Annotated in this window: 12 protein-coding genes; 6 read left to right on the top strand and 6 right to left on the bottom strand. The window is 69.4% G+C overall.

What is annotated here, in order from left to right; genetic code table 11:
- Positions 1-8 precede the first annotated feature (8 nt).
- Positions 9-1,673, top strand: a complete 1,665-nt coding sequence (ettA, locus tag ACWGKS_RS12000) for an energy-dependent translational throttle protein EttA (RefSeq protein ID WP_358509407.1) — start codon at positions 9-11, stop codon at positions 1,671-1,673.
- A gap of 169 nt (positions 1,674-1,842) precedes the next feature.
- Positions 1,843-2,391 (top strand): globin, encoded by a 549-nt coding sequence (locus tag ACWGKS_RS11995; protein ID WP_358509410.1) that lies wholly within the window; start codon positions 1,843-1,845, stop codon positions 2,389-2,391.
- Between the two features lie 9 nt (positions 2,392-2,400).
- Here the strand turns inward: ACWGKS_RS11995 and ACWGKS_RS11990 are convergent, their stop codons facing one another.
- On the bottom strand, positions 2,401-2,832 hold the full coding sequence (locus ACWGKS_RS11990; protein WP_358509413.1) for an acyl-CoA thioesterase: 432 nt from the start codon (positions 2,830-2,832) through the stop codon (positions 2,401-2,403).
- Positions 2,833-3,007: 175 nt separating this feature from the next.
- Positions 3,008-5,104, bottom strand: coding sequence for a prolyl oligopeptidase family serine peptidase (locus tag ACWGKS_RS11985; protein WP_452456558.1), 2,097 nt, complete (start codon positions 5,102-5,104; stop codon positions 3,008-3,010).
- Between the two features lie 378 nt (positions 5,105-5,482).
- Between ACWGKS_RS11985 and ACWGKS_RS11980 the strand changes: the two genes are divergently transcribed.
- Both ACWGKS_RS11980 and ACWGKS_RS11975 read left to right on the top strand, forming a co-directional pair.
- Positions 5,483-5,983: an HNH endonuclease gene (locus ACWGKS_RS11980; RefSeq protein ID WP_304069805.1), complete on the top strand. Its 501-nt coding sequence runs from the start codon at positions 5,483-5,485 to the stop codon at positions 5,981-5,983.
- Between the two features lie 158 nt (positions 5,984-6,141).
- On the top strand, positions 6,142-6,348 hold the full coding sequence (locus tag ACWGKS_RS11975) for an FmdB family zinc ribbon protein (RefSeq protein WP_452456559.1): 207 nt from the start codon (positions 6,142-6,144) through the stop codon (positions 6,346-6,348).
- A 138-nt stretch (positions 6,349-6,486) separates the two neighbouring features.
- Here ACWGKS_RS11975 and ilvD read toward each other — a convergent pair whose 3' ends face one another.
- Positions 6,487-8,349 carry a dihydroxy-acid dehydratase gene (ilvD, locus tag ACWGKS_RS11970; RefSeq protein ID WP_452522579.1) on the bottom strand — a complete coding sequence of 621 codons (1,863 nt, stop codon included), beginning with the start codon at positions 8,347-8,349 and terminating at the stop codon, positions 6,487-6,489.
- Positions 8,350-8,626: 277 nt separating this feature from the next.
- Complete coding sequence (locus tag ACWGKS_RS11965; protein WP_358509423.1) at positions 8,627-9,409, bottom strand: nuclease-related domain-containing protein; 783 nt, start codon at positions 9,407-9,409, stop codon at positions 8,627-8,629.
- 211 nt (positions 9,410-9,620) lie between these two features.
- On the opposite strand from ACWGKS_RS11965, the gene ACWGKS_RS11960 reads away from it, so the two are divergent.
- On the top strand, positions 9,621-11,060 hold the full coding sequence (locus ACWGKS_RS11960) for an amidase (protein WP_452522576.1): 1,440 nt from the start codon (positions 9,621-9,623) through the stop codon (positions 11,058-11,060).
- Here the strand turns inward: ACWGKS_RS11960 and ACWGKS_RS11955 are convergent.
- Entirely contained in the window at positions 10,957-12,336 is a 1,380-nt protein-coding gene (locus tag ACWGKS_RS11955; RefSeq protein WP_452522574.1) for an MFS transporter, read from the bottom strand. The two genes, ACWGKS_RS11960 and ACWGKS_RS11955, sit on opposite strands and share 104 nt — an antisense overlap.
- Positions 12,337-12,535: 199 nt before the next feature.
- Between ACWGKS_RS11955 and malQ the strand changes: the two genes are divergently transcribed.
- Positions 12,536-14,569 (top strand): 4-alpha-glucanotransferase, encoded by a 2,034-nt coding sequence (gene malQ, locus ACWGKS_RS11950; protein ID WP_358509432.1) that lies wholly within the window; start codon positions 12,536-12,538, stop codon positions 14,567-14,569.
- A 73-nt stretch (positions 14,570-14,642) separates the two neighbouring features.
- Here the strand turns inward: malQ and pepN are convergent, their stop codons facing one another.
- Complete coding sequence (pepN, locus tag ACWGKS_RS11945) at positions 14,643-17,183, bottom strand: aminopeptidase N (protein ID WP_452456562.1); 2,541 nt, start codon at positions 17,181-17,183, stop codon at positions 14,643-14,645.
- Between the last annotated feature and the right edge of the window lie 171 nt (positions 17,184-17,354).

The following is a 17,354-nucleotide window of genomic DNA, read 5'->3' as shown; positions in this document are numbered from 1 at the left end:
TGGGAGGCATGCCGGAGTACATCTACACCATGCAAAACGTGCGCAAGGCGCACGGCGACAAGGTCGTCCTGGACAACGTTTCGGGTTCGTTCCTGCCCGGAGCCAAGATCGGCGTCGTGGGCCCCAACGGCTCGGGTAAGTCGACGCTGCTGAAGATCATGGCCGGCATCGAGCAGCCGTCCAACGGCGAGGCGCGACTCATGCCCGGCTTCACCGTGGGCCTGCTCGCCCAGGAACCGCACCTGGACGAGACCAAGACCGTCCTGGAGAACGTCGAGGACGGCGTCGCCGAGACCAAGGCGATGTTGAACCGCTTCAACGAGATCGCCGAGCAGATGGCGACGGACTACTCCGACGCCCTGCTGGAGGAGATGGGCAAGCTCCAGGAGCAGCTCGACCACCGCAACGCCTGGGACCTGGACAGCCAGCTCGAACAGGCGATGGACGCGCTGCGCTGCCCGCCCGGGGACGCCGACGTCACCCAGCTCTCCGGTGGTGAGAAGCGCAGGGTCGCCCTGTGCAAGATCCTGCTGGAAGCCCCCGACCTGCTGCTTCTCGACGAGCCCACCAACCACCTGGACGCCGAGAGCGTGAACTGGCTGGAGCAGCACCTGGCCAACTACGCCGGCACCATCATCGCGATCACTCACGACAGGTACTTCCTGGACCACGTCGCCACCTGGATCCTGGAGCTGGACCGCGGCCAGTTCTACCCCTACGAGGGCAACTACAGCACCTACCTGGAGACCAAGCAGGCCCGCCTGAAGGTCGAGGGGCAAAAGGACGCCAAGAAGTCCCGGCGCCTCAAGGAGGAGCTGGAGTGGGTCCGCTCCAACGCCAAGGCCCGCCAGACCAAGAGCAAGTCCCGTCTGGCCCGCTACGAGGAGATGGCCGCCGAGGCCGACAAGACCCGCAAGCTGGACTTCGAGGAGATCCAGATCCCTCCGGGTCCGCGTCTGGGCAACACCGTGGTCGAGGTCAAGAACCTCACCAAGGGCTTCGACGACCGTGTCCTCATCGAGGACCTCAGCTTCTCGCTGCCGCCCAACGGCATCGTCGGCATCATCGGCCCCAACGGTGTCGGTAAGACCACCCTGTTCAAGATGATCGTGGGGGAGGAGACCCCCGACGAGGGCAAGATCACCGTCGGTGACACCGTCGAGATCTCCTACGTCGACCAGTACCGGGGTCGGATCGACGACAGCAAGAACGTCTGGGAGAGCATCTCCGACGGGGAGAGCTTCATCCAGGTCGGCAAGGTCGAGATCCCCAGCCGCGCCTACGTGGCCGCCTTCGGTTTCAAGGGCTCCGACCAGCAGAAGGCCTCCGGTGTGCTTTCGGGCGGTGAGCGCAACCGGGTCAACCTGGCGCTCACCCTCAAGCAGGGCGGCAACCTGCTGCTCCTGGACGAGCCCACCAACGACCTGGACGTGGAGACCCTCGGGTCGCTGGAGAACGCCATCCTGGACTTCCCGGGCTGCGCGGTGATCACCTCCCACGACCGCTGGTTCCTGGACCGCGTCGCCACCCACATCCTCGCCTGGGAGGGTGGCGCCAACTGGTTCTGGTTCGAGGGCAACTTCGAGTCCTACGAGAAGAACAAGATCGAGCGCCTGGGTCCGGAGGCCGCGCGCCCGCACGCGGTCACCCACCGCAAGCTCACCCGCGACTGATCGCGGTGGTCGACGACGAGGGCCTCGCCATCCGGAACCGTCCGGTCGGCGGGGCCTTCGTCGTCCTAGGGCGGGGAACCTCGGCCCTGGTGTGGAGGTGACCTGTGTCGTTGTCCCCCGGTCCTTGGGTCCCGGAGGGCGTCGGCGAACGTCGCATACCCTGGTGACGATGAGTTCCGCGCGTGATGACCACCAGGGCGCCGGCGAAGAGCCCGCGCAGATGACGTTCTACGAGGCCGTTGGCGGCGAGGACACCTTCGTCCGTCTGGTCCGTCGTTTCTACGAGGAAGTGGCCGAGGACCCCGAACTTCGACCCATGTACCCGGAGGAGGACCTCGGCCCCGCCGAGGAGCGCCTCCGGCTGTTCTTGATCCAGTACTGGGGCGGACCCCGTACCTACAACGAGAGGCGTGGGCACCCCCGCCTGCGCATGCGCCACGTTCCGTTCCGCATCGGCGCCGCCGAGCGGGACATCTGGCTCAAGCACATGCGTGTGGCCATGGACTCCCTGGAGCTGCCCGAGGCTCTGGACCGCCAGATGTGGGAGTACATGGTCATGGCCGCGCACAGCATGGTCAACGTCGCGGAGGAGGCCACGCCGCCGGCGGTGGCCGAACCCACCTCGATGACCATCGGTAGCGACGGTCAGGCCCGCAAGGAGAGCCGCCGCGACGACGGCGACGACGGTGAGGCCATCACCATCTCCTTGAAGCGGTGACCGATCGGTTCAGGAGTATTCGGCGAGCAGGGCGCGCTCGGTGTCGTTCAGACGCCGAGCGCTCTGCGTCGGTACGTCGAAACCGACCAGGACGGTCTTGGCGCGCAGGTAGACCTTCTCGTCGTCCAGGATCTCGTAGGCCAGGGTGCAGCTGGCGTTGCGCACCTCGGTGACCCACAGTTCCACGCGCACCGGCTCGCTACGGGGCAGCAGCGGGGCGACGTAGTCGGCCTCCTGCCGTGCCACCACCATGGCGCCGAACCCCTCGCCGCCGGCCACCCCTCCGTAGTTGAGGAACGAGACCCGGGCGTCCTCCAGGTAGGTCAGCATCCGCACGTTGTTGACGTGCTGCTGCGGGTCCAGGTCGGCGTAGCGCACCTGCTGATGGTGCACGTGCCGCTTGGGTGCGATGGTGGCGACCTCGTCCTGGGTCTGGGTCACTTCTGGGGTCCTCTCCCTGGGGAGCCCCCGAGGACGGGGGCCGTGCGCGGGCGTTGCCCGGCGCGGCGCGCACGGGGACAGCCATCCGCCCATTCTCGCAAAGGGGGAGGCCACGGGGCCCGGGTGAACTTGTGTCCTTGCTCTCCCCGGGCCCCGAAGCGTGCGGTGACCGGACCTACCGGCCCACTTCCAGTCCCAGGTGGTGGGCGAGGAAGGCCAGCTGGTCGGCGCTGAGCGCCACGCTCCGGCTCACCGAGCGGGAGCTGTGCCCGACCTGAGCCTCGGCGCGAAGCAACACCGGGCGTTCCCCGATCGGAGCCGACGTGGCGTGCTGAAGGGCGGCGCACAGCTTGCGGGCGTGCAGTGGGTCCACCCGGGTGTCGTTGTCGAACACCGTGAACAGGATCGCCGGGTATCGGGTGCCCTCGCGCACGTTGTGGTACGGCGAGTAGCCCAACAACCAACCCAGCTGTTCGGCGTCGTCGGCGGTGCCGTACTCGACGTTCCACAGCTGTCCCAGGCCGAAGCGCTCGTAGCGCACCATGTCCAGCAGGGGCGCCGAACACACGGCCGCGCGGAACAGGTCCGGCCGCTGGGTCACCATCGAACCCACCAGCAGCCCGCCGTTGCTGCCACCCATGACGGCGAGCCGGTCGCGGGTGGTCACTCCGGTGTCGATGAGGTGTTCGGCGGCCGCGGCGCAGTCGTCGAACACGTTCTGCTTGGCGGCGAGCATGCCACCGCGGTGCCAGGCCTCGCCCTCCTCCAGCCCACCGCGCAGGTTGGCGACCGCGTAGACGCCGCCGGCCCGCACCCACGACAGGATCGCCGCGGAGTAGGCGGGGGTCAGCGAGATCTGGAAGCCGCCGTAGCCGTACAGGATGGTCGGCCGAGGCCCGTCCGCCGCCTCGGGCGGGGACACCACCAACATTCGCACCGTGGTGCCGTCCTTGGACGTGAACGCGACCTGTTCGGTGCGCACCTGCGGCACGTCGATGTCGCCGGGTGCGCGCTCCCACAGTTCCACCGCGCCGGTGCGGGCGTCGTAGTGGTACACCGACGAAGGGTGGGTGTTGTCGGTGTAGCCGAACCACGCCTCGTGGCCGCCCTCGGGGCGGGAGGTGAGGCCGGCGAGGCTGCCCAGGCCCGGCATGGGCACCGAACCCAGGGGGGCGCCGTCGGCCGGGTCGTGCCGGGTGATCTCGCTGATCGCGTGCCGACTCCAGGTGACGAGGAGCTCGGGCGAGTCGAGCCCGTCCCCGTCCAGGAGGGCGAAACCGTCCAGGACGGCCTCGGGGTCCTCGGCGACCAGCGTGGTCCAGTTCTCGTAGGACGGATCGGCGGGATCGACGACGCACAGGCGCCCACGCGAGGCGTCACGGTCGGTGAGCAGGTACAGGCGTCCGTCCCGACCCACATGGGGGCTCAGGTCGGCGTCCACACCCTCCTGGACGGTGAGCAGGCGGGGGCTCTCCAGCGGGCTCGTGCTCAGGTCGGCGACCCAGGCCTCGGTGGCGGACGAGGTGCCCCGCACCGAGGTCAGGGTCAGCCAGCGACCGTCCCGGCTGAGGGAGACACCGAAGTAGTCGGTCTTGTCCCGGCCCTCGCCGAAGACGATGGGGTCCTCCTCCACCGGAGTGCCCAGGCGGTGCAGGTAGACGCGACGGTGGTAGGCCTCCTCACCGTCGGGGACCCGTTCCTCGGGCAGGCGACGCACGTAGTAGAACGCCGAGCCGTCGGGTAGCCACGCCACCGGGCTGTACCGGGTGCGGGGGATGGGGACGTCGACGGGTTCGCCGGTCTCCACGTCCATGATCCGCAGCAGCGACTCCTCGTCACCGCCCTCGGAGAGCTGGTAGGAGAGCAGTCGGCCATCGGGAGAGGGCCGCCAGGAGTCCAGGGTGGTCAGCCCGGAGGGATCCATGGCCCCGGGGTCGATGAGCGTACGTTCGGGACCCTCGCCATCGCGTACGTACAGCACCGCGTGTTCCTGGCCGGGGTCGCGGCGTACGCCGAAACGGCGGTCGCCCCGCCACAGCGGTACACCGACGCCGCCGGCTCCCATGAGGGAACGCAGCCGTTCCGCGAACACCTCACGGGCGTCTTGGTCGACGCCGATCCGTTGGTACAGGGTGTCCTGCGCCGAGGCCCACTCCTTGGTGGAAGCGGCGTCGGCGTCCTCCAACCACCGGTAGGGGTCGTGGACCGTGTGGCCGTGCAGGTTCTCTTCGATGTCCAGCCGTTCGGCCGGGGGATAGCGGAGTTCGCGCATGCTTTGCACCCTATCCACCCATATCTCACCCTGCGTGTTCGGCGCGGCGTCACCATGGAACTCACCGTGCGGGCCGCACAATGGGTTCGAGAAATCGACAACAGACGTTTTCTGGGCAGCCCAGCGTAAATTGGGGTGGCGCTGGAGTGCTTCCACCAAGCAGACTGAATGCGGGACGCAACTCGGCGGGAACCACCGGGAGGTCCGTGTGGCAAGGCGTAAGAAGACACCGATCCTGGGATCGGTGCACAGGGAGGTCTCCTGGCTGGCCGATCGGCTGGCCGGGGAAGAGACACGGCGGTCGTTCGCGACGGCCGAGGTGACGCGATGAGCGGCCGGCGCAGCAAGGAGGGCGGTCCAGGCACCGCCCGACGCCACGTGCTGCTGCTCAACGCCAGTTTTGAACCACTGACGACACTTCCACTGCGCAGGGCGATTCTGCTCGTGCTCCGAGAGAAGGCGGATGTCGTGCACGAGGACGGCACCGGAGCGGTGCTGCATTCGGCGACGAGGGCCTACGACGTGCCGTCGGTGATCAGACTGCGGCGTTACATCAGTGTTCCGTACAGCCGCAGGGTGCCGCTCACCCGTGTCGCACTGATGCGGCGGGACCGGCACACGTGCGGGTACTGCGGAAAGAAGGCCGAGACGATCGACCACGTCATCCCGCGCAGCCGCGGTGGCGCGCACGTATGGGAGAACGTCGTGGCGGCCTGCAAGCCGTGCAACCACCGCAAGGCGGACAAGTTCCTCGACGAGATCGGCTGGGAACTGCACATCACCCCCAAGGTGCCCAAGGGTCCCCACTGGCGGTTGATCAACGGCGACCTGCACGGTGACCCACAGTGGGAGCCGTACATGGCGCACTTGGCCGCCTGACGAGGCCTGTGAGGGTCGGAGTACCGGGCGTCCCAACACCCGGCCCCTCAGACGCCCCCGGGAGTCGAATCCCCTTCGACCCCGGGGGCGTCCCCTTGCCCGGAGGTTCGGGTCCCTGGTCCCCCCACACGCGGTGGGCGGCGTCCTATTCTGGGGACATGCCCAGATACGACTTCCGCTGTCGCGAGTGCGGCGACACCTTCGAACTGTCCCGTCCAATGGCCGAGTCCGACAGTCCGGCCGCCTGCCCGCAGGGGCACGACGACACCGTGCGTCTCCTGTCCACCGTCGCCGTGGGCGGTCGTGCCACGGCCCCGGCTCCCTCCGGGGGAGGCGGCTGCTGCGGGGGCGGTTGCTGCGGCTGAGCCCTACGCCGTTCCCGAACGCGGGTCGCCTACGACCACGCGTTGCCCACGGCGGCGCGTCGTCCGTGGCCACCCGTTGTCCACAGCCGAAAGGGGCGGCCCTGGTGGGGCCGCCCCTTTCCATGTTCGACTCGTCCCCTACCTCTCGATCTGGGTGACGTCGCGAGCGGCCCCGGTGGAAGCGGACGTTGCCATCGCGGCGTAGGCGCGCAGCGCCGCCGTCACCGGACGCCGCCGATCGCGCGGCTGGAACCGGCCCAGCTCCTTGAGCAGCCGCTCACGCCGGGTGTTCAGCTCGTCCTCGGGGACCTCCAGCACCAGACCCCGATTGGGGATGTCGATGCTGATGGTGTCGCCGTCCTCGACCAGGGCGATGTCGCCGCCGGCCGCCGCCTCGGGGGAGGCGTGGCCGATGGACAACCCCGAGGTTCCGCCGGAGAAGCGCCCGTCGGTGATGAGCGCGCACGCCTTGCCCAGGCCGCGCCCCTTGAGGAAGCTCGTCGGGTACAGCATTTCCTGCATGCCGGGGCCGCCCCTGGGGCCCTCGTAGCGGATGACGACCACGTCACCGGGCTCGATCCGCTTGTTGAGGATGCCGTCGACGGCGTCCTCCTGGGACTCGAACACCTTGGCGGGTCCGGAGAAGGTCCACAGTTCCTCCTCCACGCCGGCGGTCTTGACGATCGCGCCGTCGGGGGAGAGGTTGCCGAACAGCACGGCCAGGCCACCGTCCTTGGTGTAGGCGTGCTCCACCGAGCGGATGCAGCCCTTCTCCCGGTCGGTGTCCAGGGTCTCCCAGCGGGTGCTCTGCGAGTAGGCCTTGGTGGTGCGGCGGCCACCGGGCGCGGCGTGGAAGAGCTCCACGGCCACGTCGCTCGCGGTGTCGGTGGTGATGTCCCACTCGGCGATGAACTCACCGATGGTCTTGCCGTGCACGGTCGGCAGGGAGGTGTCCAGCAGCCCACCGCGGGCCAGCGAGCCCATGATGGCGGGGATGCCTCCCGCCCGGTGCACGTCCTCGATGTGGTACTTCTCGGTGTTGGGCGCGACCTTGCACAGGCACGGGACGCGTCGGGAGACCTCGTCGATCTCGGGCAGCCCGAAGTCCACGCCCGCTTCGGTGGCGGTGGCCAACAGGTGCAGGATCGTGTTGGTGGAGCCGCCCATGGCCACGTCCAGTGCCATGGCGTTGCCGAAGGCGGCCGGTGTGGCGATGGACAGCGGCAGCACCGAGCCGTCGTCGTCCTCGTAGTAGCGCTTGGCGGCCTCGACGACCAGGCGTCCGGCGTCCTCGTACAGGGCGCGGCGGGCGGTGTGAGTGGCCAGGACGGTGCCGTTGCCGGGCAGGGCCAGGCCCATCACCTCGGTGAGGCAGTTCATGGAGTTGGCGGTGAACATGCCCGAACAGGAACCGCAGGTCGGGCAGGCGTTCTCCTCCATCTCGTCCAGTTCTTCCTGGGAGACGCTCTCGTCCGCGGCGGCGATCATCGGGTTGATCAGGTCGAGCTTCTTGACGGTGACGGCGGTGCCCTCGACCACCGTGACCTTGCCGGCCTCCATGGGACCACCGGAGACGAACACGGTGGGGATGTTCAGGCGCATCGCCGCGAGCAGCATGCCGGGGGTGATCTTGTCGCAGTTGGACACGCAGACCAGGGCGTCGGCGCAGTGCGCGTTGACCATGTATTCGAGCGAGTCCGCGATGAGTTCGCGACTGGGCAGCGAGTACAGCATCCCGCCGTGCCCCATGGCGATGCCGTCGTCGACGGCGATGGAGTTGAACTCGCGCGGCACGCCACCGGCCTCGCGGATGGCGTTGGCGACGACCTCGGCGACCTCGCGCAGATGCACGTGACCGGGCACGAACTCGGTGAAACTGTTGGCCACGGCCACGATGGGCTTGCCGAAGTCCTCGCGCTCCACACCGGTCGCGCGCATGAGAGCGCGTGCGCCGGCCATGTTTCTGCCGTGGGTGACCGTACGTGAACGTAGGGGCGGCATGGGTGGACTCCCATCGTTACGGGTGTTTCCCTGCGATGGTAGTCCCCTTCCGGGGCCGCTTCGGTCTCGCCCGGGAAGACGGGCGTTCCGGATAATGAGACATCGGGGTGGATTCTCCCCGGTCAGGTCCCTGGCCTTCCGTCCGGCGGCGGTCTCGTTCGCGCGCCGGACGGCTCCTTCCTGCCGGCCCGAGTCGCTTCGGTCTCGGGCATACGTAAGGCCCGGAACCACGGCGTCGTGGCGCTTTTCCGGGCCGAGCGGCGGCGGGGGACCGAAGTCAATATCGGGGTGGCAGGGCCTTCCTCGCGGCCTGGTAGATCTCCTCGATCTCGGATTCGCTGAGCCGGTCGCGGCCGGTGCGCAGCCACTTGCGGACCTTGGTGCCGGTGATGATGTCCACTCCGCGCAGGCGGTGGCTGTCCCAGGGCATGCCGGGACCGTAGATGGCCAGTGAGGCGCGGACCTTGATCTCGCGGCCGAGCTCCTTGCCGACGAGCTCCGCCGCGCGTTCGGCCTCTTCCAGGGCCTCGTCGATCCGTTCGTTCTTGCTGAACCGACCGTGGTACAGCTTCTCCAGCTTGTTGCGCAGCGGGAGGCGCTTGTCCCAGGACTCGGAGTCGATGGCGAAGGCGCCGCGGCGACCGACGATGAAGTGGTCGATCTGCCCGTTGCCGCCGGGCACGGCGCGCGCGTGCAGGACGCGGTAGCCGAGCTGCTTCATGACCTTGAGCTGGGCCTCGGTGCGACGCTGTGCCGCCGAGGGTTTGCGCCAGCGTGGGATTTCGGACTCCCGGCGCGAGCTCCAGACCATGACGGAGACCAGGGCGACCAGTCCGAAAGTGACGCCGACCCGCCACTCCCCGGTGAGCATGCCGATGCCACCGGCGACGATCGCGGCGATCGTGCTCCGGATGATCCACCGGCGGAGGGCGTCGTTGGACTTGAGGGCCCCGTACAGGGCCTTGCCGCCGATCCCGTCGGTCCTGCGTTGGTTGGGGAAGAAGAGGGCGTTGTTTCCTTCGGGTTCGGACCCTCCGGAAGATGAGTTGCGACTGTTCACTCTGGTTGCCGATTCCACGACGGACAGGTTAGTTCCATCCATATCCGAGTCCTAGTGCATTACTTCTCACACTTTTCTTACCTTGCGCCCTTGCATCCGTACGTGTTCGGATGCCGAGAATGGGGAAGGGTTACTTTTTTGTCGTCTCTCTAGAGAAGATCGACCTCATTCGCGTGGTGCCCGTTGCCTTACCCCGTTAATCTCTGGCGGTATGACCCGGATGCACGAACTTCCCCTTCATCGGCTCGTGGCACTGGTCCGCAGTCGTGAGCTGTCGCCTGTTGAGATCACTGAGCACTATCTGACGCGGATTCGCAGGTTCGACGAACGTTCCGGCGCCTATGTTTCGGTCCTCGAAGAAAGCGCCCTGGAGCAGGCCCGAAATGCGGAGAAGCGGGTCGTCTCCGACACGCCGGCCACTCTTCCGGCCCTGCTGGGGATCCCCCTGCCCGTCAAGGACCTGGACCCCCTGGCCGGCGCACCCGTCACTTTCGGCTCCCGCCTGTACACGGGCCTCACCGCCCCCACCGACTCTGCGGTGGTCGCGCGACTGCGCGAGGCCGGCGCGGTGTTCCTCGGCAAGACCAACACCCCCGAATTCGGGTCGACCTGCTACACCGAGAACGACATCGCCCCGTCCACCCGTAACCCCTGGGACACCCGGCTGTCGCCGGGCGGCTCCAGCGGGGGCGCCGCGGCCGCGGTGGCCGCCGGACTCGCGCCGGCGGCGCAGGGCAGTGACGGCGGCGGTTCGATCCGCATCCCCGCCTCGGTCTGCGGCCTGTTCGGACTCAAGCCCACCCGGGGGCGGATCTCCATCGGCCCCGACCGGGTGGATTTGTTCGGTCTGTCCACCTCCGGGCCGATCACCCGCACCGTCCTGGACGCGGCCCTGCTCTTGGACGTCATGGCGGCCGATCACCCCGGCGACGTCTACGCGGCCCCGCCCCTGGCACCCGGCGAGACCTTCGCCGGCCACGCCCGACGCGAACCGGGGCGGCTGCGGATCGGCCGCTACACCGACACCGGATCCGCCGGAATCCCCGTCCACCCCGACGTGCTGGCCGCCTACGAGGAGACGACCAGGCTGCTCGTGGAACTGGGACACGAGGTGACGCCGATCGAGGCTCCCGTCGACGCCCACTTCGCCGGCACCTACGCCGACGACTTCCAGTACCTGTGGGAGGCGATGAGCGCGGCCACCCCGGTGGACCCCGCCCGCGAGAGCGAACTCACCCCCATCAACCGTTGGCTGCGCGAACGCGCCGGGTCCACCCCCGCGCCCGACCTCGTCGCGGCCTGGGCCCGGCTCCAATGCGGCGTGCGTTCACTGCTGGCCGCCACCGAGCCCTACGACGCGGTCCTGAGCCCCACCCTGGCCGCGCCACCGGTCCCCATCGGCCACTTCACCGGCGACGGACCCGAGACCGAGTTCCGACGGATGACGGAGTTCACGCCGTTCACCTCGGTCTACAACGTGAGCGGACAGCCGTCGGTGAACGTGCCGCTGCACTGGTCCGAGCGTGGTCTGCCGATCGGTGTGATGCTCACGGGTCGCATGGGCGGAGAGGGGACCCTGCTGTCCCTGTCGGCCCAACTGGAGAGGGCGCGTCCATGGGCGCACCGTTTCCCGCCGGGCTGGGAGGAGTGACCTCCGAACGGTCGACCGGGGCCTCCTCCCGGGGAGGGGCTTCCTCGCGAGTCGACGGGTGACGCAGGAACAGGGTGAGCACCGCGGCCAGCGTCACCAGGCCGACCGCGCCCAACACCCCGCCGGCGATGCCTTTGGAGTCCACCAGCGCGCCGGTCAGCGGACCGGCCACGGCGCCGCCCGTGCTCATGGCCGTGGCCATCCACCCGAACGCCTCCGCCCGCCGGTGGGAGGGCGCGGTGTCGCCCAGCCGTCCCATCACCGCGGCCAGCGTCGGAGCCAGGGCGAGCCCGGACACGAACAGCAGCGGGGTGATGAGCAGGGGCGTGGGCAGGTGCGTGATGGGCGGCACGAACGGAACCAGGATCGCGATACCGGCCGCGGCGCCGAACGCCCGCAGCGGCAGGCGCGGCACGCCCTTCAGACCGCCGGCGACGGCACCGCCCACCAACGATCCCAGCGCCCACACGGAAGCCAGCACCATCACGTACCGGGGCGCGTTCAACTCGTTGGCCCACGCCACGATCACCAGGTCCATGCCCACCACACCGGAGACGATGAGCAGGCACGTCACGAAGATCAGGCACAGCGCGGGGGACACCAGCAGACTCCGCCGCCGTACCTCTCGCGGAGCGGCGGCCTCGTCGGTTCCGGCCTCGGCGGACGTCCCGTGCCCGACCGACGCCGGACCGGTGACCCCGGCGCGCCGCAACGCCCACGCGAACCCCACCGAACCCGCCAGCCCCAGCAGGCCCAACATCAACAGGGCGTATCGGGGGCCGGCCATCGCCACCACGGCGGCGGTGAGGATCGGTGAGAAGACGAACAACAACTCCTGGGTGGTGGCCTCGGCCGCGTAGATGGCCTGACGCTCGGGCCCATGGGTCAACCGCGGCCACAGCGCCCGCACGATCTGGTTGGCCGGGGTGCCGAACAGGCCGGTCCCCAGCGCCAACGGCATCGACAGCCACCACAGCGACGCGGGCAGCAGCGCCATGGTCGTCAATCCCACGGTGAACACCACGCCGCACACCAGGACCAGGCGGTCACCGCCGCCGCGGTCCGCCATACGCCCTCGTAGTGGCCCCACCAACGCCATGCCCAGGGTGAACGCCCCCGCGACCAGACCCGCCAAGGTGTAGGAACCGGTCCATCCCTGCACCAGGAAGGTGACCGCGATCATCAGTCCCGGGGTGTAGAACCGCGCGATGAGGGACCACAGGAGCAGGGACATGACGTGGGGCACGGCGAAGAGCCGTCGGTAGTTGGCGAGCACGCTCCCGATTATGCGCTTGACCGGGCGGAGCCGCGACGGAACGAACGGACCGTGCGACAGAGGTCACCGTTCGTACCGGAAAGTCGCCGAAGAGCTCGGCTCATGTTCGGTCCGGGTACGGAACCGGCGACCACCTTTCGCCCCCACGCCGGGGCGCCCTCCGGTGTACACACGCCCTGGTGGGGCATGATCGGTTTCTGTGAGGGACGTTCAGCTTGCCCGGGTGGCCGAGCAGTACGGGATCGCGACCACGTACGAGGACTGGCGGGGACGACGGGTGCCCGTCGGCCTCGACACGATCCGTCATGTCCTGGCGGCGATGGGGGTGGATCCGGCCGACCCCGAGCCGCGCCCGGAGAGAGGGCCGTTGCCACCGGCGGTCGTGCTCCGCGAGGGAAAGGCACCCGACCTGGTGCTGCCCGACGGTGCGCGCGCCGTCGTGGAGACCGCGGACGGGGCGCTGCTGCCCTTCGATCCGGGACTGCCACTGGGCGTGCACACCCTGCGGGTCACCGACAACGGCACCGACCACGCCGCTCCGCTGCTGGTGGTCCCCGACCGGATCGAACCCACCGCGCTGAGCCGGAACCCGCGACTGTGGGGCCTGATGGCCCAGGTCTACAGCGTGCGTTCGCGCGCTTCTTGGGGCACCGGCGACCTACGCGACCTCACCGAACTCGCCGACTGGAGCGCCCGAGACCTGGGCGCCGACTTCACCCTGATCAACCCCCTGCACGCTACCGAGCCGACGGCCCCCATCGAACCCTCGCCGTACCTGCCGGTGAGCCGTCGCTACGGGAGCCCGCTCTACATCAGGATCGAGGACGTGCCCGAGTACGCGCGGCTCGACCCGGCCCAACGCGAAGGTGTCCAACGCCTGGCCCGGCCACTGCGCGAACGCGGACGGACCGCCGACCTCCTCGACCGCGACGCCGTCTGGGAGGCCAAGAAGGCCGCCCTTGAGGTCCTCTTCCAAGTGCCGCGCGCGCCCGGCCGCGAGGAGGTACTACGCCGCTACCTGGACGGTGAGGGACAGGCGCTGGTCGAGTTCGCCACCTGGTCCGCGTTGGCCGAGGAGTACGGTTCCGACCACCGGACCTGGCCCGCGCACCTACGCGACGTCGGTGCCCTCGCCGTCGGCAAGGAGGCGCTCCGACGCTGGCCGCGGGTGGAGTTCCACCGGTGGTTGCAGTGGATCCTCGACGAGCAACTCGCCCTCGCCCAGAACGGCGCCCTCAACGCCGGGATGAGTCTGGGCATCGTGCACGACCTGGCCATCGGGGTGCAGGCCGGCGGCGCCGACGCCTGGATGTTCCAGGACACGCTGGTGCGGGGGCTGCACGTGGGCGCGCCCCCGGACGAGTTCAACCGCCTCGGGCAGGACTGGGGACAGCCGCCCTGGCACCCCACGGACCTGGCCCGGCAGGGGTACGGCCCGCTGCACCAGATCCTCGCCCACAACCTGCGGCACGCGGGCGGCCTGCGGATGGACCACGTGATGGGGCTGTTCCGGCTCTGGTGCGTACCTGAGGGAGCCTCCGCCGACCAGGGCACCTATCTCGAGTACGACCACGAGGGCATGGTGGGAGTCCTGGCCCTGGCCGCGCGCGAGGCGGACGCGGTCATCATCGGCGAGGACCTGGGCACCGTGGAGCCGTGGGTGCGCGAACACCTGTCGGACCGGGGGATCTTCGGAACCTCGGTGCTGTGGTTCGAGAACGACGAACGGGGACGGCCGCGCACGCCCGACCGTTGGCGTACCGACTGCCTGGCCACCGTCGACACCCACGACCTGCCGCCGGTGGCGTCGTTCCTGTCGGCCGAACACGTGGAGTTGCGCGACCGCCTGGGACTGCTCGACCGGCCCGTGGCCGAGGAGCGGGCGGACTCCGAGGAACGCGTGGGCCGGTGGCGCGAGACGCTCGTGGAACTGGGGTTGCTGGACGCCGACGTCGACCCGCTGGCCGACCCGGCGGCGGTCGTCGCCGCCATGCACGCCTACCTGGAGGCCACCCCGGCCCGGATGCTCGGGGTGGCGCTCACCGACGTGGTGGGGGAGCGACGCATGCAGAACCAGCCGGGCACCAGCACCGAGTACCCCAACTGGCGGATTCCACTGACCAGTGGCGAGGGCGAACCGGTGCTGGTGGACGAGCTGCTCGCCGACCCGCGAACGGTGGGCCGGATCCGGCGCACCCTGGGCCCGCTGGGCGGCCCCGGGCGTATCCGGTAGCCGGTCCCGAGGAAAACTCCGGCCCCGGAAGGAGGAAGATCCCTTCCGGGGCCGTCGTGTGTTCAACCCGGCGTCAGGCCTGGCCGGCGGCGATGTCCGTGGCGCGGGCGCGCAGGGCGCGCTCCACCCCGGCCTTGCCCTCGATCAGCAGCCGGCGCAGCGCCGGGGCGGGGGAGTGTTCGGCGATGTAGGCGTCCGTGCGCTCCAGCGTCCCCTCCTCGACCAGGTGGCTCGGGTAGGCGACCTCGGCGAAGGTCTGGGCGAACTCACCGGTCCACTTGTCCCAGGCCGGGGCCAACTGCGTGAAGTACCGGTCCAGGAAGGGGCGGTACAGGTCCGACTGCAGCGGCTCGGTGAAGCCCAGCAGCACCGAGCGGAACTCGGCGTTGGCCAGGTCGCCACCGACGATCCGCTCCCAGGCGGCCTCCTTGGCCTCCGAGGTGGGCACGGCGGCCCGGGCTCCGGCGGCGTTGCGCTGACCCGCGGCGGTGGGGTCGGCCTTCGACTCGGCGGCGATCTCGGTCTCGCCCGCCTCACCGGCGGCGACCAGACGGTGCAGCAGGGTCCAACGCAGGTCGGTGTCGACGGTCAGCCCGTCCACGGTGAGCGCGCCGTCCAGCAGCCCACGCAGCAGTGACAGGTCGGCCTCGGTGACCGCCACCGACGCGAGCGCGTTGACGTAGGCCAGCTGCAGGTCGCCACCGGGCTCGGCGGAGGACAGCAGCTCGCGCAGACGGGTCCCCAGCTTCTCGAAGCCGACGGGACGCCAGGCCGGGTCGGCGTAGTTGACGATGGCGCCCGCGGCCTGCCGCAGCAGGGTCTGGGCGACCATGACGTCGCTCACGCCGCTGATCCCGGAGATGACCAGCTCGACGTAGTCGCGGGCGGCCATCTCACCGTCGCGGGTCATGTCCCAGGCGGCGCCGAAGGCCAGGGCCCGGGGCAGTGACTCGCGGATCTCACCGACGCCCTCGATCACGGTGCGCAGGGAACGCTCGTCCAACCGGATCTTGGTGAAGGTGAGGTCGTCGTCGTTGATCAGTACCAGGTCGGGGCGGGACTGACCGACCAGCTCGGGCACCTCGGTACGCTCGCCGCTCACGTCCAGCTCCACGCGCTCACGACGCACGATGCCGTTCTCGGTGCGGTCGTACAGGCCGACGGCCAGACGGTGCGAGCGCAGGGTCGGGTGCTCGGTGGGGGCCTCCTGCAGGATCGCGAAGGACGTGAAGTTCCCGTCGGCGTCCACCTCGAACTCCGGGCGCATGGTGTTGACGCCCGTGGTCTCCAGCCACTCGCGCGACCAGCCGGACAGGTCCCGACCCGAAGCGGCCTCCAAGTGCTTGAAGAGGTCCTTCAGCTCGGTGTTGCCGAACGCGTTCTCCTTGAAGTAGGCGCGAACGCCCGCGAAGAAGTCGTCCACGCCCACGTACGCCGCGAGCTGCTTGAGCACCGAGGCGCCCTTGGCGTAGGTGATGCCGTCGAAGTTGACCTCGACCGCCTGGATGTCGACCATGTCGGCGGCGATCGGGTGGGTGGAGGGCAGCTGGTCCTGGCGCAGCGCCCACGCCTTCTCGACGTTGGCGAAGGTGGTCCACGCGTCGGTCCACTTGGTGGCGTTGGCCTGGCAGTAGACGCTGGCGTAGGTTGCGAAGGACTCGTTCAGCCACAGATCGTCCCACCAGCGCATGGTGACCAGGTCACCGAACCACATGTGCGCCATCTCGTGCAGGATGGTCTCGGCGCGACGCTCATAGCGGGCGTCGGTGACCCGGGACCGGAAGACGTAGTCCTCCAGGAAGGTGACGGCGCCGGCGTTCTCCATCGCCCCGGCGTTGAACTCCGGCACGAACAGCTGGTCGTACTTGCCGAAGGCGTAGCGCACGTCGAACAGGCCGTGGAAGAAGTCGAAGCCCTGCTTGGTGACCTCGAACAGGGCGTCGGAGTCCAGGTGCTCGGCCAGGGACGCGCGGCAGTACAGGCCCAGCGGGATGCCGTCGTGCTCGTCGCGGACCACGTGGTAGGGACCGGCGATGAGCGCCGTGATGTAGGTGGACATCACCGGGGTGGCGGGGAAGTGCCAGCGCACGCGCTCGTCCCCGGCCGCCTCACGCTCGACGTCGGGAGCGCTGTTGGACACGACCTCCCAGGACGGCGGCGCGTACACGGTCAGCTCGAACGTGCCCTTCAGGTCGGGCTGGTCGAAGCACGTGAACATACGCTGCGCGTCGGCGGTCTCGAACTGCGAGTACAGGTACACGGCCTCGTCGACCGGGTCGACGAAGCGGTGCAGGCCCTCACCGGTGCGCATGTAGGCGGCGTCGGCGACCACGGTCAGCTCGTTGTCGGCCGCGACGTCGGGCAGGGCCAACCGCTCACCGTCGAACAGCGCGGCCACGTCGAGCTCCACGCCGTTGAGGGTGGCCTCCCGCACCGTGGGCGCGACCAGGTCGATGAAGGTACGGGCACCCGGTTCGGAGGAGGAGAAACGCACCGTGGTGGTGGACCGGAAGGTCTCGCCCCCGGTCGTCAGGTCCAGCTCCACGTCGTAGGAGTCGACGCCGAGGATGCGCGCCCGCTCCCGGGCCTCGTCCCTTGTGAGGTTCCCTGCCACGCAAAGCTCCCTTCGCGGCCGCCGTCTTCGCCGGCCGGAGTCTCATTGCCGGTCACGGCGAGCCCACCGACCAGCGGATCAGCCGGGGGCGGGCCTCGTCGGGCCGGAGGTCGTCCATCGGCTTCGATCCTGCCACGCGCGGGTGCGGAATGCGCAACCGATGCGTGGGGT

It is taken from the genome of Nocardiopsis sp. NPDC055879, assembly GCF_053615935.1.
This window is presented reverse-complemented; position numbering and strand designations above follow the sequence as displayed.